Raw genomic sequence first — 22551 nt, 5'->3', positions numbered from 1 at the left:
CGTCGCGCCGGGCCCGGCAGGGCCCACCCGGCACCGGCCGTGCGGGACCCGTCCCCGGCCGCCGACCCACCCGACCGTCCCGAGGAGCCGCACGTGTCCGAAGCCACCGCCCCCGCCCCGCGCACCGTCGTCGTCACCGGCGCGAACCGGGGCATCGGCCGTGCCATCGCCGAGCGCTTCGTCGCGAACGGCGACCGCGTCGCGACCGTCTACCGCGGCGGTGACCTGCCCGCGGGCGTCTTCGGCGCCGTGGCGGACATCACCGACACCGCCGCCGTCGACGCCGCGTTCTCCGAGATCGAGAAGGTGCTCGGCCCGGTCGAGGTGCTCGTCGCGAACGCGGGCGTCACGCACGACCAGCTCCTGCTGCGGATGACGGACGAGGACTTCGAGTCCGTGATCGACGTGAACCTCACCGGCACGTTCCGCTGCGTGCGCCGGGTGACGAAGGGCATGATCCGGCTGCGCCGCGGGCGCATCGTGCTCGTGTCGTCCGTGATCGGGCTCTACGGCGGCGCGGGCCAGGTCAACTACGCCGCCTCGAAGGCCGCGCTCGTGGGCATGGCGCGCTCGATCACGCGCGAGCTCGGGTCGCGCAACATCACGGCGAACGTCGTCGCGCCCGGGTTCATCGACACCGCGATGACCGCCGAGCTCCCCGAGGAGCGCCAGGCCGCGTACAAGTCCGCCATCCCCGCGGGCCGGTTCGCCCAGGCGGACGAGGTCGCCGGGGTCGTGCAGTTCCTCGCGTCCGACGACGCGGCGTACGTCTCGGGGGCCGTGATCCCCGTCGACGGCGGCCTCGGCATGGGCCACTGACCGCACCCCGCGGCGCCTCGCGCGCTCGTCCCGCGGCGCCGTCACCGACGCGCCCGCCCCACCTCTCTTTCAGTACGCTCGCCTCAGCGCGCCCACAGCGGGCGCACGACGGAAGGAAACCGATGGGTCTGCTCGACGGCAAGAAGCTCCTCGTCACGGGAGTGCTCACCGACTCCTCGATCGCGTTCCACGCGGCGCGGCTCGCGCAGGAGGAGGGTGCCGAGGTCGTGCTCTCCTCGTTCGGCCGCCAGATGAAGCTCACGCAGGCCTTCGCGAAGCGCCTGCCGGTCGAGGCGCCCGTCGTGCAGCTCGACGTCACGAACGACGACGACCTCGCCGGCCTCGCGGACGCGGTGCGCGAGCACACGGACCGCCTCGACGGCGTCGTGCACTCCATCGGCTTCGCGCCGCAGAGCGTCATGGGCGGCAACTTCCTCTCCGGCACCTGGGAGGACGTGGCGACCGCGCTCCAGGTCTCGACGTTCTCCTACAAGTCGCTCGCGGTCGCGGCGAAGCCGCTCATGACCGACGGCGGCGCCGTCGTCGGCCTCACGTTCGACGCGCAGTTCGCCTGGCCGGTCTACGACTGGATGGGCGTCGCGAAGGCGGGCCTCGAGTCCGCGAACCGCTACCTCGCGCGCGACCTCGGCCCCGACGGCATCCGGGCCAACCTCGTCTCCGCGGGCCCGATCCGCACCACGGCGGCGAAGTCCATCCCGGGCTTCGCGCAGATGGAGGACGCCTGGCCGAACCGGGCGCCCCTCGGCTGGGACCAGACGACGGCGGAGCCCGCCGCGCGCGCGGTCGTCGCGCTCCTGTCCGACTGGTTCCCGGCGACGACCGGCGAGATCGTGCACGTCGACGGCGGCGTGCACGCCATGGGGCAGTGACCGCGGAGGAGCGCAACGGCGCGCAGACCCCCGACGGCGGCACGCGCCGCCTCGTCCTGCTGCGCCACGCGAAGGCGGAGCCCGGTGGCGGGAGCGTCGACGACGTGCTGCGCCCCCTCGCGCTGAACGGCCGCCGGCAGGCGGTGCGCGTCGGTGCGGCGCTGCGCGAGACGGGGCTCGTCCCCGAGCGCGTGCTGTGCTCCTCGGCGCTGCGCACGCGTCAGACGTGGGAGCTCCTGTCGGCGCACCTGGGCGACGTCGAGCCCGACGTGCTCGTGAGCGACGGCCTCTACGCGGCCGACGTCGCCGACGTGCTGGACCTCCTGCGGACCACGGACCCGCGGGTCCGCACGCTGCTCGTCGTCGGGCACGAGCCCACGATGGCGGCCACCGCGTCGTACCTGGCGGACCCGGCGTCCGACGGCGGCGCGCTCGCCCAGGTGCGCGTCGGCGTGCCGACCGCGACGTACTCGGTGCTGGAGTCCGGGGCGTCGTGGGACGCGTGGGAGCCGCAGGCTGCCCTCCTGACCTACGTGGGCCGACCGTCCTGACCCGGTCCCGGCGCGCCCGCACGACGGAGCCCTGGCACCCCACGGTGCCAGGGCTCTTGTGCGTCCGGCGTCAGCGCGCGGCGTCGACCTGGTCGACGACCGCGAGCACCGCGTCGAGACGCGGTCCGTCGACGCCGTAGGGCGCCTGCTCGCGCACGACGGGCTTGGCCGCGAAGGCGATGCCGACGCCCGCGGCGCCGATCATGTCGAGGTCGTTCGCGCCGTCGCCCACGGCGATCGTCGCGCTCATCGGCAGGCCGAGCTCGGCGGCGAACTCGCGCAGCGCGGCCGCCTTCGCCGCGCGGTCGACCACCGGCCCGGTCGTGCGACCCGTGAGCCGCCCGCCGGAGACCTCGAGCCGGTTCGCGCGGAAGCGCGTGATGCCGAGCTCGGCCGCGAGCCCGGCGACGACCTCCTCGAAGCCGCCCGAGACGAGCGCGACCTCCCAGCCGCGGCGCCGTGCCTCGGCGACGAGCTCACGGACGCCGGGGGTGAAGGTCGCGCGCGCGCGGACGTCGTCGAACGCCTCGACGGGCACTCCCGCGAGGGTTGCGACGCGCTCGCGCAGCGAGGCGCCGAAGTCGATCTCGCCGCGCATCGCGCGCTCGGTCACCGCGGCGACCTCCCCGCGCGTGCCGGCGTGGTCCGCGAGGAGCTCGATGACCTCCTGCTCGATGAGCGTCGAGTCGACGTCCATGACGAGGAGCCGCACGGGGGCGCTCGGCGGGTCGGGGGTCACGCGAGGGCTCCTCGGGCTGGCGGTCGCGGGCGGGGCAGGGCTCGGCGCGGCGTCGGGCACGTGCACGACGCCGGTCGGGGAAGGCGTCACTCGACGACCGTCCCCTTGGGGACGACCGTGATCCCGGACTCGGTGACCGTGAAGCCGCGCGCGCGGTCCTGCTCCGGGTCGAGGCCGATGCGGGCCTGCTCCCCGACGACGACGTTCTTGTCGATGATCGCGCGGTGCACCTGCGCGTGGCGGTGCACCTGCACGCCGTCCATGAGCACGGAGTCCGAGACGGACGACCACGAGTGCAGGTAGGTGCCGGGCGACAGGACGGAGCCGACCGCCGTCGCGCCCGAGATGATCACGCCGGGGGAGACGATCGAGTCCGCGGCGTGGCCCAGGCGGCCGCGGCCCGCGTGCACGAACTTCGCGGGCGGCAGACCGGTGTAGCCGGTGTGCAGCGGCCACTCCTCGTTGTAGAGGTTGAAGACCGGCGTGACGGCGATGAGGTCCTTGTTCGCGTCGTAGTACGAGTCGATCGTCCCCACGTCGCGCCAGTAGTCGCGGTCGCGGTCGGTCGAGCCCGGCACGTCGTTGCGGATGAAGTCGTAGACCGCCGCGGTGCCCTTCTCGACGAAGGCGGGCACGATGTCGCCGCCCATGTCGTGGCGGGAGTCCGCGTTCGCGGCGTCGGACGTGACGGCCTCGATCAGCGCGTCGGTGTCGATGACGTAGTTGCCCATCGAGGCGAGCACCTCGTCCGGGGAGTCGGCGAGGCCCACCGGGTCCGACGGCTTCTCGCGGAACGCGGCGATCTTCGTCGGGTCCTTCGGGTCGGTCTCGATGACGCCGAACTGGTCCGCCATCGAGATCGGCTGGCGGATGCCCGCGACGGTGAGCTGCGCGCCCGACTCGACGTGCGCGTCGACCATCTGGGAGAAGTCCATGCGGTACACGTGGTCCGCGCCCACGACCACGACGATGTCCGGACGCTCGTCATCGATGATGTTGAGGCACTGGTAGATCGCGTCCGCGCTGCCGAGATACCAGTGCTTGCCGACGCGCTGCTGCGCGGGCACCGGCGCGACGTAGTTGCCGAGCAGCGACGACATGCGCCACGTCTTCGTGATGTGCCGGTCGAGGCTGTGCGACTTGTACTGCGTGAGCACGATGATGTGCAGGTAGTGCGAGTTCACGAGGTTGGACAGCGCGAAGTCCACGAGGCGGTAGATGCCCCCGAACGGCACCGCGGGCTTGGCCCGCGAGGCGGTGAGCGGCATGAGGCGCTTGCCCTCGCCCCCGGCGAGGACGATGGCGAGGACTCGGGGTGCGGCGGCCATGCCCAGACGGTAGCCCCTCGGGGCGGGACCACGCAGCAGGACCCGCATCCTGGGCGCGGTTCGCGTCGGCCCCGCCCACCGGGGGGTCGGCGGCGGGCGACTCGGCTACGGTGTGGCGCGTGAGAGTCGACCTCCTGACCCGTGAGTACCCGCCGCACGTCTACGGCGGGGCCGGCGTGCATGTCGCCGAGCTGTCCGCGGTGCTGCGGCGCCACGTCGACGTGCGCGTGCGCTGCTTCGACGGCCCGCGCGGCGACGACGGCGTGACCGGCTACTCCGTGCCCGGCGTCCTGTCCGGGGCGAACGCCGCGCTCGGCACGTTCGGCGTCGACCTGCAGATGGCCGACGACGTCGCGGGCGCCGACCTCGTGCACTCGCACACCTGGTACGCGAACCTCGGGGGCCACCTCGCAGGGCTGCTGCACGGCGTCCCGCACGTGCTGTCCGCGCACTCGCTCGAGCCCCTGCGGCCGTGGAAGGCGGAGCAGCTCGGCGGCGGGTACGCGCTATCGTCGTGGGCGGAGCGCACCGCGTACGAGGGCGCGGCAGGGATCGTCGCGGTCTCCGGCGGGATGCGCGACGACATCCTGCGCGTCTACCCGCAGGTCGACCCGGCGAAGGTGCACGTCGTGCACAACGGGATCGACCTCGACGGCTGGCGCCGCCCCGAGCCGGGCGTGCAGCAGGACGTCGCCGACCGCGTCGTGCGCGACCTGGGGATCGACCCCGGGCGGCCCGCCGTGGTGTTCGTCGGGCGGATCACGCGCCAGAAGGGGCTGCCGTACCTCCTGCGGGCCGCGCGCTCGCTGCCCGACGACGTCCAGCTCGTCCTGTGCGCGGGCGCCCCGGACACCCCGGAGATCGCCGCGGAGGTGAGCGGCGCCGTCGCCGAGCTGCAGGCCGAGCGCAGCGGGGTCGTCTGGATCGAGCAGATGCTGCCGCGCGCCGAGCTCGTCGCGGTGCTCGCCGCGTCGACCGTCTTCGTCTGCCCGTCGGTGTACGAGCCGCTCGGCATCGTCAACCTCGAGGCGATGGCCGTCGGGCTGCCCGTCGTCGGGACCGCCACGGGCGGCATCCCCGAGGTCGTGGACGACGGCGTCACCGGCCTCCTCGTGCCGATCGACCAGGCGGACGACGGCACGGGCACGCCGCTCGACCCCGACCGCTTCGTCGCCGACCTCGCCGCCGCCCTCACGCAGGTCGTGAGCGACCCCGAGCGGGCCGCCGCGATGGGCCGCGCGGCCCGGCAGCGCGTCGAGGACCACTTCGCGTGGGACGCGATCGGCGAGCGCACGCTCGAGGTCTACCGGACGGTGCTGGGGCTGTCGTGAGCACCCCGGGGAGCGGCCGGGTCGACGAGGCGTCGCGCCTCGTCGCCGCCGCGCCCCGCGCCGTGTACCGCGCGCTCGTCGACCAGGACGCGCTCGCGGCCTGGCTCCCGCCCGACGGCATGACGGGGAGCTTCGAGCGCTTCGACCTGCGCCCCGGTGGCGGCTACCGCATGGTCCTCGCCTACGACGACCCGCAGGCCGACCCCGGGAAGACGGGCGAGGGGACCGACGTCGTCGACGTCGCTGTCGTCGACCTCGTCCCGGGCCGGAGCGTCGTGCAGCAGGTCGTCTTCGCCGCGGACGACCCGGCGTTCGCCGGGACCATGACGATGACGTGGACCGTCGAGCCGGTCGGGGACGGCGCGCGCGTCACGGTCCGCGCGACCGGCGTGCCGCCGGGCATCTCCCCGGCGGACCACGCCGCCGGGATGGCCTCCTCGCTCGCCCACCTCGACGCGTACGTGACGTCGCACGCCTGACGGCCGACGCCGCGCGGACCGGGCCGGGCGGTGGCGGTCCGCGGTCCGGGTCAGGCGGTGGCGGCCCAGAACGTGGCGGCGCCCACGGCGTGGCGGGACGCGCGGTCGACCTCGCGCAGCGCCGTCGAGCGCTGGTCGGCCTGCCAGAGGTTGACGGCCCCGCCGTCGTCGGCGGTCGCGAGGTCGACGATCGCGCGCAGGCGCACGGCCTGCACGAGGACCTGGACGGCGCGCGGCGGGACGCCGGGCGGGAGCTGCCAGGTCGGGGCGCCGCCCGCGCGCAGGTCGGCGATGGCGCCCGCGGCGTCGTCGCGCCAGCGGGCGACGTCGAGCTCGTCGAGGGCGCGCGTCGCCAGGAGCAGCGCGGTGCGCAGGTCGCGCTCCGCCTCGGGGAGAGACCCGACGGCGCCGAGCACGCGGGCGCTCCACGGCCCGACCTGCGTGACGTGCCACGTGACGAGGTGGCCCGGCTCCAGGTCGCTGCCGAACTCCGTGACCTCGGGCACGAGCGCCCACGACCCGGACGACGTCGTGACCACGACGCACTCGCCCGCGTCCGTCGCGCGCGCGGAGACCTCGGGCGGGACGCCCGACACGTCGCCGGGGACCGGCGCGAGCGCGACGACCTCGCGCGCGTCGCCGGCCCACGCGCCCGCGAGGTCCGCCAGCCGGACGTCGCCGAGCGCCCCCGACACCACGTGCGGCTCGTCGTCGCGCTCCACGGCGCGCACGAGGCGGGCCGTCCCGTCGTCGTCGCCGAGGCGCGCGGCGCGCAGCCAGAGCGCGAGCAGGGCGCTGCGGGGCAGGGCGCCCGCGCTCGACGCGGAGCCGGGGCCCGGGGCGGGCTGCGGGGCGTCGTGCGGACCCCCGGACGAGTGTGAGACCACGACGGCCAACCTATAGGGTCGGTGACCATGAGCGCGGTTCTCGACCTGAAGGGCGTCACCGTCCGACGCCACCCCAAGACCATCCTCGACGCGGTGGACTGGCAGGTGAACGAGGGCGAGCGGTGGGTCGTGCTGGGCCGCAACGGCGCCGGCAAGACGACGCTCCTGCAGATCGCGTCCGCGCGCATGCACCCCACGGCCGGCACGGCCGACGTCCTCGGCGAGCGGCTCGGCCGCGTCGACGTGTTCGAGCTGCGCCCGCGCGTCGGGCTCGCGTCCGCGGCCCTGGCCGACCGCATCCCCGGCGACGAGACCGTGCGCGACGTCGTGCTCACCGCCGCCTACGGCGTCACGGGCCGGTGGCGCGAGGAGTACGAGGAGTTCGACGCGCAGCGCGCGGACGACCTGCTCGCCGCGTTCGGCGTCGACCACCTCGCGGACCGCACCTTCGGCACGCTGTCCGAGGGGGAGCGCAAGCGCACGCAGATCGCGCGCGCCCTCATGACGGACCCGGAGCTCCTGCTGCTCGACGAGCCCGCCGCGGGCCTCGACCTCGGGGGCCGCGAGGAGCTCGTGGGCGCGCTCGCCGAGCTCGCGGGGGACCCGGCGTCGCCGGTCCTCGTGCTCGTCACGCACCACGTCGAGGAGATCCCGCCGGGCTTCACGCACGTCCTGCTGCTCAAGGACGGCGTCGTGCACACCGCCGGCCCGATCCGCGAGGTGCTCACCGCGGAGAACCTCAGCGACGCGTTCGGCGTGCCGCTGCTCGTCGCGCACGGCGGCGGCCGGTGGATGGCGCGCGCCGCGCGGGCGTGACCTCCACGCGACGTGCGCCGGGGGCGTGCACGGCGGGCGGAAGAACGGTAAAGTACACGTAAAGCGCGCACGTGGGAACGGGGGTCGAGATGGACTGGCTGTGGTGGGTCGGAGCGGCACTGCTCCTCGGTCTCGTGGAGATCATCTCGCTCGACCTCGTGCTCATCATGCTCGCCGGGGGATCGCTCGCCGCGGCCGGCGTCAACGCCGCCGGCGGGCCGCTCTGGCTCCAGATCGTCGCGTTCGCGGTCGTGAGCGTCATCCTGCTCCTCACGCTGCGCCCGTGGCTCCTGCGGCACCTGCGCTCGCGCGTCCCGCTCACGGAGACGAACGTCGCGGCGCACGTCGGCCGCACGGCGCTCGCCGTGGACCGCGTGAGCGAGTTCGGTGGCCGCGTGAAGCTCGTCGGCGAGGTCTGGACCGCGCGGACCGAGCCCGACGCGCCGCAGATCCCCGTGGGCACGGAGGTGCGCGTCGTCCGGATCGACGGCGCGACGGCCGTCGTCGCGCCGTTGCCCGCCCAGCACCCCACCGGGTCGTGACCAGCCGGCACACCCGCACCGCGCCGCCGGGCGACCGGTCGCGCGACCGACGACCAGGAGGCAGTCGATGAACGACCCCAGTCCCGGAACGATCCTCGCGTACGTCGTCCTCGCGCTGATCCTGATCTTCGTGATCGTCGCGCTCGTCAAGGCGGTGCGCATCGTGCCGCAGGCGGTCGCGATCATCGTCGAGCGCCTGGGCCGGTACTCGCGCACGCTCGAGCCGGGCCTGCACCTGCTGGTGCCGTTCATCGACCGCGTCCGCGCCTCGGTGGACCTGCGCGAGCAGGTCGTGTCGTTCCCGCCGCAGCCGGTCATCACGTCCGACAACCTCGTGGTGAGCATCGACACGGTGATCTACTTCCAGGTCACCGAGCCGAAGTCCGCGGTCTACGAGATCGCGAACTACATCACCGCGATCGAGCAGCTCACCGTCACGACCCTGCGCAACGTCATCGGCTCGATGGACCTTGAGCAGACGCTCACGAGCCGCGACCAGATCAACGGCCAGCTCCGCGGCGTGCTCGACGAGGCGACCGGCCGCTGGGGCATCCGCGTGAACCGCGTCGAGCTCAAGTCGATCGACCCGCCGCCCAGCGTGCAGGGCTCCATGGAGCAGCAGATGCGCGCCGAGCGTGACCGCCGCGCCGCGATCCTCACCGCGGAGGGTGTCAAGCAGTCGCAGATCCTCACGGCCGAGGGTGAGAAGCAGGCGGCGATCCTCCGGGCCGAGGGTGACGCGCAGTCCCAGATCCTCCGGGCCGAGGGCGAGGCGCGCGCGATCCTCCAGGTCTTCGACGCCATCCACGAGGGCGACGCGGACCCGAAGCTGCTCGCCTACCAGTACCTCCAGATGCTCCCGCAGATCGCGAACGGCACGGCGAGCAAGCTGTGGGTCGTGCCGACGGAGTTCACCGCGGCGCTCGGCTCGATCGCCAAGGGGTTCGGCGGCGTGCCGGGGATCGACGGCGGGGGAGTGCCGAGCGGGGGCCCCGCCGAGGACGCGGAGGCGGCCGAGGCGAGCGCCGAGGCGCGTCGCGAGCGCGACCGCGACCGCGTGAAGTTCGGCGTCCCGTCGCTGACCGACCCCGCCGAGGCCCTGGCCGAGGCGCGGCGTCAGGCGGAGGCCGCGACCGCGGACGCGACGAGCTCCGGCACGCGGTCGGGCCTGCCGTTCGACCCGCAGACCGAGCGGGGCCAGCACCCGGGCGGCCCCGGCGAGCACCACGCGGCCGCGCCGGAGCCCGGGACCGCCACGCCGCGTCCGCTGGGCGGGCCGTCGCAGTACGCGCCGCCGCCTCCGCAGCCGATCGTCGAGGACGCGCCGACCACGGACGAGCCCCCGCGCGACGAGCCGCCCGCCGGCGGGCCGCCGTCCTTCTCGCCGCGGCACTGACGGGGCGCCACCGCGCAGCCCGAGCGGCCGCGGTGGTCCCGGCCACGCACGACGACGCCCCTGCACCCACCCGGGTGCGGGGGCGTCGTCGTGCCGCCCGCGGGAGGTTCGCCGGGAGCGGACGACCTTGAGAGTGAGTGCTCACTCAGTTACCGTCGAGGCGTGGTCCCCGTCTCCGTTCCCTCCGACGCCCCGCCCGACGCTCCTCTCGACGCGCCCTCGGGCGCGCGGTCCGAGGCGTCCACCCCGGAGCGCACCCGCGCACGGCCGCTCTCGCGCGAGGAGCGCCGCGACGCGATCGCCGCCGCGACGATCCCGCTGCTCGTCCAGCACGGCGCCGCCGTGACGACGCGCCAGATCGCCGACGCCGCGGGCGTCGCGGAGGGCACGCTGTTCCGCGCGTTCGCGGACAAGGACGAGATCCTGCACGCGGCGGTCGTGCGCTCGCTCGACCCGGCGCCCGCCGTCGCCGCGATCGGCACGCTCCCGGACGGCGACGGGCTGCGCCCGCTCGTCGTGAGCATCGTCGAGTTCCTGCTCGAGGCGCAGCGCGTCGGCATGCGCATCTTCGCCGCCGCGCACCAGGTGCTCGACCCGCACCGCGCGACGGCCGACCGCGCCGAGGCCGTGCGCCGGATGCGGGCCGGGGACGGCCGGGACGCCCGTCGGGCCGGGTTCGACGCCCGGGAGCGCTCGGCGCGCGAGATCGTCGCGGCGATCGAGAGCAAGCTCGCGGCGCACCGGGCGCAGCTGCGCGTGGACCCGGCGCTGGCCGCGCGGGCGCTGTTCTCGCTCGTCTTCGGAAACGCCTTGCCGCACCTCTCGGGCGGTGACAGGCTCGACGCCGTGCAGCTCGCCGACCTCATCCTCGGCGGCATCGGGGCGGACGTCACGACCGACCCGTCGCCCTGACCGGCGGCCCGTCCACGACGCGCGCGCGCCCTCGCCCGGTGCCGCCCGCCCCGCGCACCCGCGACCCGCGGCTCGCGCCCTCGTCCCGCAGCCCCCTCCCGGACAGGAAGCCCATGCTCGTCAGCCTCTTGCGGACGCGACTGCGTCCCTACCGGACGCCGATCGTCGTCCTCCTCGTGCTCCAGCTCCTCGCGACGCTCGCGTCGCTCTACCTGCCGAGCCTCAACGCCGACATCATCGACCAGGGCGTCACGCAGGGCGACACCGCCTACATCATGCGCACCGGGGGCCTCATGCTCCTCGTGAGCCTGGGCCAGGTCGTGTGCGCGGTCGCGGCCGTCTACTTCGGCGCGCGCGTCGCCATGTCGTTCGGCCGCGACGTGCGCGCCGGGCTGTTCACCAACGTGCAGCGCTTCTCGGCCCAGGAGATGGGCCAGTTCGGAGCGCCGTCCCTCATCACCCGCACGACGAACGACGTGCAGCAGGTGCAGATGCTCGTGCTGCTCTCGCTGACCATCATGGTCATGGCGCCGATCATGCTGGTCGGCGGCGTCGTCATGGCGCTGCAGGAGAACGTCGAGCTCTCCGGCCTGCTGCTCGTCATCGTGCCGGTCCTCGGGGTGAGCGTCGGGCTCATCATCTGGCGGATGGTGCCCTACTTCCGGCAGATGCAGAAGAAGATCGACGGCATCAACGCCGTGCTGCGCGAGCAGATCACGGGCATCCGCGTGATCCGCGCGTTCGTGCGCGAGCGCCGCGAGGCCGAGCGGTTCGACGTCGCGAACGACGCCCTGTTCGACGTCTCGCTCAAGGCGGGCAAGCTCATGGCGCTCATGTTCCCGACCGTCATGCTCGTCATGAACGCGTCGAGCATCGCGGTGCTGTGGTTCGGCGGGCGTCAGATCGACGCCGGCGACATGGAGGTCGGTGCGCTCACCGCGTTCCTGTCGTACCTCATGTACATCCTCATGGCCGTGATGATGTCGACGATGATGTTCATGATGGTGCCGCGCGCGGCCGTCTCCGCGGAGCGCATCACCGACGTCATGCAGACCCGCGCGACGGTCGTCGAGCCCGAGCGGCCCGTCGCCCTCACCACGCGGACGGGCCGCGTCGAGCTCGACGGCGTCGAGTTCCGCTACCCGGGGGCCGAGGAGCCCGTGCTCCACGACGTGTCGTTCGTCGCGGAGCCCGGGCGGACGACGGCGATCATCGGCTCGACCGGCTCCGGCAAGACGACGCTCCTCAACCTCGTCCCGCGGCTGTTCGACGTGACGGGCGGCTCCGTGCGGATCGACGGGACCGACGTGCGCGACCTCACCGGCGCGGACCTCGGCTCCCTCCTCGGCCTCGTGCCGCAGAAGGCCTACCTGTTCTCCGGGACGGTCGCCGACAACCTCCGCTACGGCCGGCCCGACGCCACCGAGGAGCAGATGTGGGAGGCCCTCGAGGTGGCGCAGGCGCGCGACTTCGTCGAGGCGCTCGACGGCGGCCTCGACGCACCGGTCGCGCAGGGCGGCACGAACTTCTCGGGCGGTCAGCGCCAGCGGCTCGCGATCGCCCGCGCGATCGTGCGCGACCCGGCGGTCTACCTGTTCGACGACTCGTTCTCCGCGCTCGACTACGCGACGGACGCCCGCCTGCGCGCGGCGCTCGCGCCCCGCACGCGGCGCTCGACCGTGATCGTCGTGGCGCAGCGCGTCGCGACGATCCGGGGCGCCGACCAGATCCTCGTGCTCGACCACGGCCGCATCGTCGGTCGCGGCACGCACGCCGAGCTCCTCGAGTCCAACGAGACGTACCAGGAGATCGTCTACTCCCAGCTCTCGATCGAGGAGGCAGCATGAGCGGCGAGCAGGACGCCTCGCGCACGCCCGCGACGTCGGGCACAGGCGCTCCCGAGACCGGCGCACCCGCGGCGGCCGGCGGGCGCGACGTCGCCGGGACCCGGCTCGCGGGCCGACCCCGCGGTGGCGGCGGGCACGGCCCCATGGGCGGCATGGGCGTCCCCGGGGAGAAGGCGCTCGACTTCAAGGGCTCCCTGCGCCGGTTCGTGGCCTCGCTGCGCCCCGAGCGCGTGCCGATCGTCGCCGTCGTGATCCTCGGCGTGGTGTCCGTGGCGCTCGCGGTCGCCGGGCCGAAGCTCCTCGGCAACGCGACGAACATCATCTTCGCGGGCGTCGTCGGCTCGCAGCTTCCGGCCGGCGTGACGCAGGCCCAGGCCGTCGACGCGCTGCGCGCCCAGGGGCAGGACCAGATCGCGGACCTCGTCTCGGGCGTCCCCGGCCTCGTCCCCGGCGAGGGCATCGACTTCACCGCGCTCGCGACCGTGCTCGCGTGGGTGCTCGCCGTGTACGTCGGCTCGTTCCTCTTCGGCTGGCTCCAGGGGCGCATCACGGCGATCGTCGTGCAGCGAACGGTCTACCGGCTGCGGGGCGAGGTGCAGGCCAAGCTGGCGCGCCTGCCGCTGTCGTACTTCGACCGCAACGCGCGCGGCGAGATCCTCTCGCGCGTGACGAACGACATCGACAACATCTCCCAGACGCTCACGCAGACGCTGTCCCAGCTCGTGACGTCCGTGCTCACGGTGGTCGGCGTGCTCGGCGTGATGTTCTGGATCTCGCCGCTGCTCGCGGTCGTCGCGCTCGTCACCGTGCCGCTGTCCGTCCTGGTCACGGCGCAGATCGCGAAGCGGTCCCAGCCGCAGTTCATCCGGCAGTGGGCCGCGACGGGCCGCCTCAACGCGCACATCGAGGAGATGTACACCGGCCACACGCTCGTCAAGGTGTACGGCCACCAGCAGGCCGCGATCGACGACTTCGAGCGCGAGAACGCGGCGCTCTACGACGCGAGCTTCCGCGCGCAGTTCATCTCGGGCACCATCCAGCCCGCGATGGGCTTCCTCGCGAACCTCAACTACGTGATCGTCGCGGTCGTGGGCGGCCTGCGGGTCGCGTCGGGCACGATGACCCTCGGTGACGTGCAGGCGTTCATCCAGTACTCGCGGCAGTTCACGCAGCCCATCACCCAGATCGCGTCGATGATGAACCTGCTCCAGTCGGGCGTCGCGTCGGCGGAGCGCGTGTACGACCTGCTCGACGCCCACGAGCAGACGCCGGACCCGTCGCCCGCGAAGACGGTCGACCCGGTGCGCGGCCGCGTCGCGTTCGAGGACGTCTCGTTCTCCTACGACCCGGACGTCCCGCTCATCGAGCACCTCGACCTCGTGGTGGAGCCGGGCCAGACGATCGCGATCGTCGGGCCGACGGGCGCGGGCAAGACGACGCTCGTCAACCTGCTCATGCGGTTCTACGACGTGGACGGTGGCCGGATCACGCTCGACGGCGTGGACACGCGGGACATGACGCGCGACGACCTGCGCTCCGACATCGGGATGGTCCTGCAGGACACGTGGCTCTTCAAGGGCACGATCGAGGAGAACCTGCGCTACGGCGTCCGCGACGGCCGCACCGTGGACGACGAGGCGTTCCTCGCCGCGACGCGTGCGACGCACGTCGACCCGTTCGTGCGCACGCTGCCCGACGGGTACGCCACGGTGATCGACGACGAGGGCTCGAGCGTGAGCGCGGGGGAGAAGCAGCTCCTCACCATCGCGCGCGCCTTCCTCGCCGACCCGGCGATCCTCGTGCTCGACGAGGCGACGAGCTCCGTCGACACGCGCACGGAGGTGCTCGTGCAGCAGGCGATGAACGCGCTGCGCGAGGGCCGCACGTCGTTCGTCATCGCGCACCGCCTGTCGACGATCCGCGACGCGGACACGATCCTCGTCATGGAGCACGGCTCGATCGTCGAGCAGGGGTCGCACGACGAGCTGCTCGCGGCCGGCGGCGCCTACGCCCGGCTGTACGAGAGCCAGTTCGCGGCGCCGCTCGACGCCGAGGCGGAGGACCCGGAGGGCGTGGGCGCTCCCGCGGGACGCTGACACGCCGCGGCCCGCACCGCGCCCACCCCCGAGGGGTGAGGCGAGGTGCGGGCCGCGTGCGTTCCGGCCGTCGCGCTCAGGCGAGCGAGAGGAAGAGCTTCTCGAGCTTCGCCACGTCGAGCGTCGGGTCCTCGCCGTCCTCGGTCGGCTCGGTGAGGCACTGGCGCATGCCGGACGCGATGATCGCGAACCCGGCCCGGTCCAGGGCGCGCGAGACGGCGGAGAGCTGCGTGACGACGTCCTCGCAGTCCCGCCCTTCGTCGAGCATGCGCACGACGGCCGCGAGCTGGCCCTGGGCGCGCTTGAGCCGGTTGGCGACCTTGCCCATGTCGGTGGGGTCGAGCTCCACGGTCGTCCTCCTGCGTTCGTCGGTGTTCTTGTCGGTTCTCGTCGTGGCGTGCCTGGTCAGGCGCAGGTGCAGCGCTGCTCGGGCGGCACCTCGGCCATGACCTCGTCGGCGTGCATGCCGCAGCCGGTCCAGGTGGTCTTGCCGCAGGTGCGGCACAGGGCGGGACTGCACATGGTGGGTCTCCTCGGGTGTGGGGGTCGATCGGGGGTCGGGGCTCGGCGGGGCCGCGGGCGGCCCGTGCGTGGTGGCGCAGGATCAGCGTCGCACGGCTCCGCCCGCGGCCTGCCACGCGCCGAGCCCGCCGGACAGGCTCGTCGCGGCGTAGCCGAGCGAGCGGAGCTGGCGCGCCGCGGTGCGCGAGCGCATCCCCGACGCGCACACGACGACGACGGTCGCGCCGTCCTGCAGGCGCCGCGGCGCGGCCGACGGGACGTCGGCGAGCGGCACGTGCACGGCCTGGGGCGCGTGCCCGGCGCGCCACTCGTCGCGCTCGCGCACGTCGAGGAGCGTCGCGCCGTCGCGGACGAGCTGCACCGCGGTGGCGGCGTCGACGGTCGGGCGCACGCCGCCGTCGTCGGACGCGCGGGAGAACAGGCGGCGGAGACGGTCGATCATGCGGGGACTCCTTCGAGGGTGCGCGCGGCGCGCGGCGTGGTGGTCAGGGTGAGCCAGCCGCCGGAGAGGTTGCGCGCGTCGAGCCCGGCGGCGAGCAGGACACGGGTGGCGAGGTACGACCGCACGCCGCTCGCGCAGTGCACGGCGACGGGGCGCCCCGCCGCGGCGGCACGCACCTCGTCGAGCCGCTCGCGCAGCTCGGTGTGCGGCACGTTGAGGGCGCCGTCGAGGTGGCCGCCGGCGTGCTCGGCGCGCGACCTGACGTCGAGCACGAGCGACGTCGCGACGACCTCGTCGAGGTCGGCCGCGTGCCACTGCGGCATGGTGCCGTCGAGCACGTTCTGCGCGACGAACCCCAGCATGTTGACGACGTCCTTGGCGGCGCCGTAGGGCGGGGCGTACGCGAGCTCGAGCTCGGCGAGGTCGTCGGCCGTGAGCCCGGCGCGCAGCGCGGTCGCGAGCACGTCGATGCGCTTGTCCACCCCCGCGCGGCCCACGGCCTGCGCGCCGAGCAGGCGGCCGTCGGGCGCGAAGCTCGCCGTCACGTGGACCGGCTCGGCGCCGGGGAACCAGCCCGCGTGGTGGGCCGCATGGACGCGCACCTGCTCGTGCACGACGTCGGCCGCCGCCAGGGTCGCGTGGCTCGGCCCGGTCACGGCGGCGGTGAGGCCGAACACGCGCACGATCGCGGTGCCCAGCACGGGCGCCTGCGGTGTCGTCCGGTGGCCCAGCATCGAGTCCGCGGCGCGCCGGCCCTGGCGGTTGGCGGGGCCGGCGAGCGGGACGGGGCCCGTCGCGCCGGTGACCGCGTGCACGACCTCGACGGCGTCGCCGACGGCCCACACGTGCGGGTCGGACGTGCGCTGGTCGGCGTCGACGCGGATCGCTCCGCGCTCGCCGAGCGCGAGCCCGGCAGCCGCCGCGAGATCGCTCGCGGGCCGCACCCCGACGCTCACGAGCACCACGTCGGCGTCGAGGGCGGTACCGTCCGTGAGCTCGAGCGCGACGGCGTGGTCCGCGCCCTCGGGCTGCGGCACGACGGCGCTCGCGGAGCTCCCGAGGTGGAGCCCGACGCCGTGGTCGCGGAGCTCGGCCGCGAGCAGCGGCGCGAGGTCGGGCTCCAGCGGCGGGAGCACCTGGTCGGCGCGCTCGACGACGTCGACCGTGAGACCACGGCCGACGAGGGCCTCCACGGCCTCGAGCCCGATGAAGCCCGCGCCGACGACGACGGCCCGCAGCGGGGCCGTGCGGCCCGCGGCGACCTCCGTTTCGAGCTGCGCGAGCCGGGCCGACAGGGCGTCGAGGTCCGCCATGGTCCGCAGCGTGTGCACGGCCGGGTGGTCGAGGCCCGCGACGGGCGGGAGCACGGTGGTCGCGCCGGGCGCGAGGAGGAGCGCGTCGTAGCCGAGCTCGTACGTGCCGTCCTCGGCGGCGACGGTGACCGTGCGCGCCGCGCGGTCGACCGCGGTGACGCGGTGACGCGTCCGCACGTCGAGGTCGAGGCTCGCGCGGAGCGAGGCGGGCGTGTGCAGCAGGAGGGCGTCACGCTCGGCGATCTCGCCCGCCACCTGGTACGGCAGGCCGCAGCCCGCGAACGAGACGTGGTCGGACTGCTCGAGCACGATGATCGACGCGCTCTCGTCGAGACGGCGGGCGCGCGCGGCGGCGCTCATGCCGCCCGCGACGCCGCCGACGACGACGATGCGGCGGGCGCCGTCGGGGTCGGACGGATGGGTCGTCGAGCCGGGGGTCGAGGGGATCATGCTTCGACGATACCCCCGGGGGTATCCCTGGAGGCAAGCCGACGGGCTGAGAGGTCGGTCACGGGACGCGCGGGACGGTGGCGCGCGTCGCTCACAGCCGACGGACAGCCGTGGCATCCCGGCGGCACACCCCCGCTCCGTAGACACGGCCCATGAGCACCCCCACCGCGAACGCCGCCCCGCCCGCCTCGCCCGTGCCGCCCGTGCCGCCCGCGTCCCGACGCCGACGGCGGTGGCGGGCCGCCCTCGTCACCGCCCTCGCGGTGCTGCTCCCGCTGGGCGGTGCCACGGCGTGGGCGCTGGACCGGTTCGTCGTCGAGCACGTCGAGATCGACGACGTGTCGGCGTACGAGGCTTCGCAGGGTCTCGACGCGAGCGGGGCGTCGGGCCAGGGGGCGACCGCGGACGACGACGCGGGCGCCTCGACCGGCACCTCGGCGGGCACCTCCGCGGGCACCGGGACGGTCGACGGCGACACGTACACGTCCGACAGCACGAGCATCACGGTCTCCCGGGTGACCACCGGGTCGGGCGACGACACCCTGACGTACTACGTGGCCGACGTCGTGCTCTCCGACATGACGGGCCTGCGCTCCGCGTTCGCACAGGACGCGTTCGGCACGAACATCACGGAGACGACGTCGGACATCGCTGCCGACAACGGCGCCGTCCTCGCGGTCAACGGCGACTACTACGGGTTCCGCGACACCGGCATCGTCGTCCGCAACGGCGTCGTGTACCGGGACGAGGGCGCGCGCGAGGGCCTCGCGCTCTACCGCGACGGCCACGTCGAGGTCTACGACGAGACGACGACGGACGCGCAGAGCCTCGTCGCCGCCGGGGTGTGGAACACGCTGTCGTTCGGGCCCGCGCTCGTCGAGGACGGCGAGGTCGTGGCCGGGATCGACGACGTCGAGGTCGACACGAACGTCGGGAACCACTCGATCCAGGGCGAGCAGCCGCGCACGGCGATCGGGGTCGTCGACGAGAACCACCTCGTCCTCGTCGTCGTGGACGGCCGTCAGGAGGGCTACTCGCGCGGCGCGACGACGACCGAGCTCGCCCGGATCCTGCAGGACCTCGGCGCGACGACCGCCTACAACATCGACGGCGGCGGGTCCTCGACCCTCTGGTTCGACGGCGAGGTCGTCAACAGCCCGTCGCAGGGCCGTGAGCGTGGCACGTCCGACGTCCTGTACGTCGCGGACGGTGCCTGATGGCCGCCGCGACCACGCGCGAGCAGCCCGCGGACCCGGCGACGAGCGTCGCGCGGACCGCCGTCGTGGTCCCCGCGTACCAGCCCGACGCGCGGCTCGTCGCGCTCGTCGACGCGCTGCGGGCGGCCGTCCCCGGGTCCCCGGTCGTGGTGGTCGACGACGGCAGCGACCGGCGGTGCGGGGGAGTGTTCCGCACGGTGCGAGCGCTGGGCGCCGTGGTGCTCACCGTCCCGGTGAACCGTGGGAAGGGCTACGCGCTGCGGACCGGGATCCGGTGGGTGCGCGACCGGCTGCCCGGCCACGGCGTGGTGTGCGCCGACGCGGACGGGCAGCACACCGTCGTCGACGTGCTGCGGGTCGCCGCGCGCTCGCAGGCCGAGCCCGAGGCCGTCGTGCTCGGCGCGCGCCGCTTCGCGGGCGACGTGCCGGTGCGCAGCCGCGTCGGCAACGCCGCGACCCGCTGGGCGTTCGCGGCGACGACCGGCACGCGGGTCCGGGACACCCAGACCGGTCTGCGCGCCTACGGGCCGGGCCTGCTCGGCGATCTCCTCGCCGTGCGCGGGGACCGGTACGAGTACGAGCTGCGCGCGCTCCTCGAGGCGACCCGCGCGGGCCGCCGGATCGTCGAGGTGGACGTCGCGACGGTGTACCTCGACGACAACGCGTCCTCGCACTTCCGGCCCGTCGCCGACTCGCTGCGCGTGTGGGCGCCGCTGGTGCGGTTCGCGGCGTCGTCGCTCGGTTCGGCCGCGGTCGACGTCGTCGCGCTGCTCGTACTGCACGCGCTCACCGGGTCGCTCCTCGCAGCCGTGGTGGGCGCGCGCCTGCTCAGCGCGGGCGTGAACTTCGCCGTGAACCGCCGCCTGGTGTTCCCGGGCGGGCGCGATCTCCCGCTGCGCGTCGCGGCGGCCCGGTACGTGGCGCTCGCGGCCGTGCTGCTCGCGGCGAGCTACGGGCTGCTCGCGCTGCTGACCGGGATCGGCCTGCCGCTCCTCGCGGCCAAGGTCGGCACCGACGTCGTGCTCGTCGCGACGAGCTACGAGGCGCAGCGGCGCGTGGTGTTCGCGCCTCTCAGTGCTGACCGTCGTGCCGCTCGACGAGCGCGGGCACGTGGTCGCGCGCCGTCCAGCGCCGGCCGACCCACTTGATGACCTCGACGAGCAGGAAGACGACGAGCGCGAGCCCGAGCGTCTTGCCCCACTCCGCGAGCGCGATGGGCGCCGAGTCGAACCACGAGTGCATGAACGGCGCGTAGACGAAGACGGCCTGCAGCGCGAGCAGCGTCGCCGCCGAGACCCAGACCACCCGGTTGCCGCGCAGCACGTCGAGCGTGAGGCTCGACCGGTCGAGGAACCGGCAGTTGAACAGGTAGGCGAGCTGGCCGAGAGCGAGCATCGTGACCGCCGTCGTCTGGGCCTCGGCGAGCGGGACGCCCTGCGCCCGCTCGACGTAGAACAGCAGGATGGTCGCGCCGCCGATGAGGAGCGACACGAGCAGGATGCGGCGCACGTACGCGCCGTCGAGGATCGACGCCTTCGGGTCGCGCGGGGCGCGGCGCATGACGTCGGGCTCCGCCTTCTCGTACGCGAGCGCGAGCGAGAGCGTGACCGCGGTGATCATGTTGATCCACAGCACCTGGACCGGCTGGAGCGGCAGGGTGAGGCCGAACAGGACCGCGACGAGGATGACGAGCGACTGCGCGCCGTTGGTCGGGAGCAGGAACAGGACGGATTTGCGGATGTTGTCGTAGATCCGCCGCCCCTCCTTCACGGCTCGCTCGATGGTCGCGAAGTTGTCGTCGGCGAGCACGACCTCGGCGGCCTCCTTGGTCGCCTCGGTGCCCTTGATGCCCATCGCGACGCCGACGTCCGCCTGGGTGAGCGCGGGGGCGTCGTTGACGCCGTCGCCCGTCATCGCGACGACCTCGCCGTGCGACTGGAGCGCGGACACGATGCGGATCTTGTGCTCGGGGCTCGTGCGCGCGTACACGTCGACGTCGCGCACCACCTGGCGAAGCCGCTCCGTGCTCATCTCCTCGAGCTCGGGGCCGGTGAGCACGGCCGGCGCGGACGAGCCGTCGTGGGCGTCGACGATGCCCATCTCGCGGCCGATCGCGAGCGCGGTGCCCGCGTGGTCGCCGGTGATCATCTTCACGCGGATGCCCGCGTCGCGGCACTCGGCGATGGCCTCGATCGCCTCGGGGCGCGGCGGGTCCACGATGCCGACGAGCCCGCACAGCTCCAGGCCGTCCGCGACGTCGGCGACGTCGAGGTCCGCCGTGCCGTCGGCGGCCGGGCGTCGCGCGGCTGCCAGCACGCGCAGACCCTGCCCGCCGAGCGCGTCGATCTGCGCGTCCCAGAACGCGCGGTCGAGCGGCTCGCTGCCGCCGTCCGGGCCGAGCTGGGTCGCGCAGCGGTCGAGGACGCGGTCGGGCGCGCCCTTGACGTGCACGTGCAGGCCGCCGTCGGGGTCGGCGTCGAGCGTGGCCATGAACTTGTTCTCGGACTCGAACGGCACGACGGCGACGCGCCGCCACCCCGTCGGGTCGACGCCGGCCTTCATGCCGAGCGTGCGCAGCGCGCCCTCCGTCGGCTCGCCGACGAGCCGCCAGCCGTCGGTGTCCTCGCCGTCGGGCACGATCCGCGCGTCGTTGCACAGCATCATGACCCTCGCGAGGGCCGCGAGGTCGCGGTCGTCGGCGAGGTCCGCGTGCCGGGTGCCCGACGCCGGTCCCTCGCCCGCGCCGTCCACCTCGCCGAATGCGCCGGTCGACCCGGGGCGGGGTGCGTCGTCGGGCACGGTCACGTCTCCCACGGGCGCGTACCCCGCGCCCGCGACCGCGAAGGTGCGCCCGCTCGTGCGGACCGTACGCGCCGTCATCTCGTTCTTGGTGAGCGTGCCGGTCTTGTCCGAGCAGATCGTGGTCACCGAGCCGAGCGTCTCGACCGCGGGGAGCTTGCGCGTGATAGCGCGGCGCCGGGCCATCTGCTGCACCCCGAGCGCGAGCGTGATCGTCACGAGCGCGGGCAGGCCCTCCGGCACCGCGGCGACGGCGAAGCCGATGGACGCCGAGATGAGGTCGGGCACCGAGAAGTCGTGCACGACCCGGCCGATGATGACCATGACGACGGCCATCGCGAGGATGAGCACCGCGAGCAGCTTGCCGAACCGGTCGAGCTGGCGCGTCAGCGGCGTCGCGAGGCTGCGGACCTCGGAGATCATCGTCTGGATCCGGCCGATCTCGGTCGCCGTCCCCGTCGCGGTGACGACACCCACGCCCTGGCCCGCGGCCACGAGCGTGCTCGAGAACAGCATGCTCGACCGGTCGCCCACGCCCGCGTCCGCCCCGACCGGGGCCACCGACTTTGCCGCCGCGACCGACTCGCCCGTGAGCGCCGACTCCTCGACGCGCAGGTTCGTCGCCTGGATCAGCCGGACGTCCGCGGGCACGCGGTCGCCCGAGCGCACGCGCACGACGTCGCCGGGCACCACGTCGTCGGCGTCCACGCGGGCCCACGCGCCGTCGCGCCGCACCTCGGCGTTGACGGACAGCATGTTCCGGATTCCTTCGAGCGCGCTCTCCGCGCGCCCCTCCTGGATGAACCCGATCGCCGCGTTGATCACCGCGACCGCGAGGATCACCGTGAAGTCGACCCAGTCGCCGAGGATCGCCTTGAGCACCGCCGAGACGAGCAGGATGTAGATGAGGATGTCGTCGAAGTGGACGAGGATCCGCTTCCACAGCGGGTCGCGCTGCGGCGGCGGCAGCCGGTTGGGCCCCACCTCCCCGAGCCGCGTCGCGGCGTCGGCGCTGGAGAGGCCGCCCGCGTCCGTGCCGAGCTCGGCGAGGACGGCGTCGGGCGGGCGCGACCACGGCGCGTCGAGCGAGCGCTCGGTCGCGCTCGCCGAGGTCGAGGAGGCCGCCGTGGCGGGGGGCGGTGCAGCGTCCGGCGCGGATCCCATGCCCCTATTCG

General features: G+C 74.3%; 20 protein-coding genes. 13 read left to right on the top strand and 7 right to left on the bottom strand.

Annotated elements, in window-relative coordinates; genetic code table 11:
• The first annotated feature begins 93 nt into the window (after window positions 1-93).
• From fabG to B9L22_RS12690, 3 genes are all read left to right on the top strand, one after another.
• Entirely contained in the window at window positions 94-819 is a 726-nt protein-coding gene (gene fabG, locus B9L22_RS12700) for a 3-oxoacyl-ACP reductase FabG (RefSeq protein ID WP_086150614.1), read from the top strand.
• 122 nt (window positions 820-941) lie between these two features.
• Entirely contained in the window at window positions 942-1709 is a 768-nt protein-coding gene (gene fabI / locus B9L22_RS12695) for an enoyl-ACP reductase FabI (RefSeq protein WP_021483251.1), read from the top strand.
• Window positions 1706-2260: a histidine phosphatase family protein gene (locus tag B9L22_RS12690; protein WP_086150613.1), complete on the top strand. Its 555-nt coding sequence runs from the start codon at window positions 1706-1708 to the stop codon at window positions 2258-2260. The genes fabI and B9L22_RS12690 overlap by 4 nt, the downstream gene beginning before the upstream one ends.
• Window positions 2261-2330: 70 nt before the next feature.
• Here the strand turns inward: B9L22_RS12690 and serB are convergent, their stop codons facing one another.
• Entirely contained in the window at window positions 2331-2999 is a 669-nt protein-coding gene (gene serB / locus B9L22_RS12685) for a phosphoserine phosphatase SerB (RefSeq protein WP_255376904.1), read from the bottom strand.
• 86 nt (window positions 3000-3085) lie between these two features.
• Complete coding sequence (gene glgC, locus B9L22_RS12680) at window positions 3086-4327, bottom strand: glucose-1-phosphate adenylyltransferase (protein WP_021482660.1); 1242 nt, start codon at window positions 4325-4327, stop codon at window positions 3086-3088.
• Between the two features lie 119 nt (window positions 4328-4446).
• On the opposite strand from glgC, the gene glgA reads away from it, so the two are divergent.
• Both glgA and B9L22_RS12670 read left to right on the top strand, forming a co-directional pair.
• Window positions 4447-5658 carry a glycogen synthase gene (glgA, locus tag B9L22_RS12675; protein ID WP_086150707.1) on the top strand — a complete coding sequence of 404 codons (1212 nt, stop codon included), beginning with the start codon at window positions 4447-4449 and terminating at the stop codon, window positions 5656-5658.
• The gene (locus B9L22_RS12670; protein ID WP_086150612.1) at window positions 5655-6137 is read left to right on the top strand and encodes an SRPBCC domain-containing protein; all 483 of its coding nucleotides are present in this window, start codon (window positions 5655-5657) and stop codon (window positions 6135-6137) included. The genes glgA and B9L22_RS12670 overlap by 4 nt, the downstream gene beginning before the upstream one ends.
• 50 nt (window positions 6138-6187) lie before the next feature.
• Here B9L22_RS12670 and B9L22_RS12665 read toward each other — a convergent pair whose 3' ends face one another.
• Window positions 6188-7024 carry a hypothetical protein gene (locus B9L22_RS12665; protein WP_233140078.1) on the bottom strand — a complete coding sequence of 279 codons (837 nt, stop codon included), beginning with the start codon at window positions 7022-7024 and terminating at the stop codon, window positions 6188-6190.
• Between the two features lie 27 nt (window positions 7025-7051).
• On the opposite strand from B9L22_RS12665, the gene B9L22_RS12660 reads away from it, so the two are divergent.
• The 6 genes from B9L22_RS12660 (at window position 7052) to B9L22_RS12635 (ending at window position 14633) form a co-directional block, all read left to right on the top strand.
• On the top strand, window positions 7052-7840 hold the full coding sequence (locus B9L22_RS12660) for an ABC transporter ATP-binding protein (protein ID WP_021483599.1): 789 nt from the start codon (window positions 7052-7054) through the stop codon (window positions 7838-7840).
• 71 nt (window positions 7841-7911) lie between these two features.
• Entirely contained in the window at window positions 7912-8382 is a 471-nt protein-coding gene (locus B9L22_RS12655) for an NfeD family protein (RefSeq protein ID WP_306303300.1), read from the top strand.
• 67 nt (window positions 8383-8449) lie between these two features.
• Entirely contained in the window at window positions 8450-9778 is a 1329-nt protein-coding gene (locus B9L22_RS12650; protein WP_086150611.1) for an SPFH domain-containing protein, read from the top strand.
• A gap of 162 nt (window positions 9779-9940) precedes the next feature.
• Window positions 9941-10690, top strand: a complete 750-nt coding sequence (locus tag B9L22_RS12645) for a TetR/AcrR family transcriptional regulator (protein ID WP_158097208.1) — start codon at window positions 9941-9943, stop codon at window positions 10688-10690.
• Between the two features lie 113 nt (window positions 10691-10803).
• Window positions 10804-12537 carry an ABC transporter ATP-binding protein gene (locus B9L22_RS12640; protein ID WP_043653937.1) on the top strand — a complete coding sequence of 578 codons (1734 nt, stop codon included), beginning with the start codon at window positions 10804-10806 and terminating at the stop codon, window positions 12535-12537.
• A complete protein-coding gene (locus B9L22_RS12635; RefSeq protein WP_198947288.1) occupies window positions 12534-14633 on the top strand; it encodes an ABC transporter ATP-binding protein in 2100 nt (699 codons plus the stop codon). The genes B9L22_RS12640 and B9L22_RS12635 overlap by 4 nt, the downstream gene beginning before the upstream one ends.
• Before the next feature lie 76 nt (window positions 14634-14709).
• Here B9L22_RS12635 and B9L22_RS12630 read toward each other — a convergent pair whose 3' ends face one another.
• The 3 genes from B9L22_RS12630 to B9L22_RS12620 all read right to left on the bottom strand — a co-directional run bounded on the left by B9L22_RS12630 (window position 14710) and on the right by B9L22_RS12620 (window position 17360).
• Entirely contained in the window at window positions 14710-14982 is a 273-nt protein-coding gene (locus B9L22_RS12630) for a metal-sensitive transcriptional regulator (protein ID WP_086150609.1), read from the bottom strand.
• 255 nt (window positions 14983-15237) lie between these two features.
• Window positions 15238-15597 (bottom strand): rhodanese-like domain-containing protein, encoded by a 360-nt coding sequence (locus B9L22_RS12625; protein ID WP_086150608.1) that lies wholly within the window; start codon window positions 15595-15597, stop codon window positions 15238-15240.
• Entirely contained in the window at window positions 15594-17360 is a 1767-nt protein-coding gene (locus B9L22_RS12620; RefSeq protein ID WP_086150607.1) for an FAD-dependent oxidoreductase, read from the bottom strand. The genes B9L22_RS12625 and B9L22_RS12620 overlap by 4 nt, the downstream gene beginning before the upstream one ends.
• Window positions 17361-17512: 152 nt before the next feature.
• On the opposite strand from B9L22_RS12620, the gene B9L22_RS12615 reads away from it, so the two are divergent.
• A complete protein-coding gene (locus B9L22_RS12615; protein WP_086150606.1) occupies window positions 17513-18577 on the top strand; it encodes a phosphodiester glycosidase family protein in 1065 nt (354 codons plus the stop codon).
• Window positions 18577-19725, top strand: coding sequence for a glycosyltransferase (locus tag B9L22_RS12610; protein ID WP_086150605.1), 1149 nt, complete (start codon window positions 18577-18579; stop codon window positions 19723-19725). Before B9L22_RS12615 ends, B9L22_RS12610 begins: the two co-directional genes overlap by 1 nt.
• On the opposite strand, the gene B9L22_RS12605 is transcribed toward B9L22_RS12610, so the two are convergent.
• The gene (locus B9L22_RS12605; RefSeq protein WP_086150604.1) at window positions 19649-22540 is read right to left on the bottom strand and encodes a cation-transporting P-type ATPase; all 2892 of its coding nucleotides are present in this window, start codon (window positions 22538-22540) and stop codon (window positions 19649-19651) included. The genes B9L22_RS12610 and B9L22_RS12605 overlap by 77 nt on opposite strands.
• Between the last annotated feature and the right edge of the window lie 11 nt (window positions 22541-22551).

The sequence above is a fragment of the Cellulosimicrobium sp. KWT-B genome (assembly GCF_002127155.1).
Lineage (GTDB): Bacteria > Actinomycetota > Actinomycetes > Actinomycetales > Cellulomonadaceae > Cellulosimicrobium > Cellulosimicrobium funkei.
This window is presented reverse-complemented; position numbering and strand designations above follow the sequence as displayed.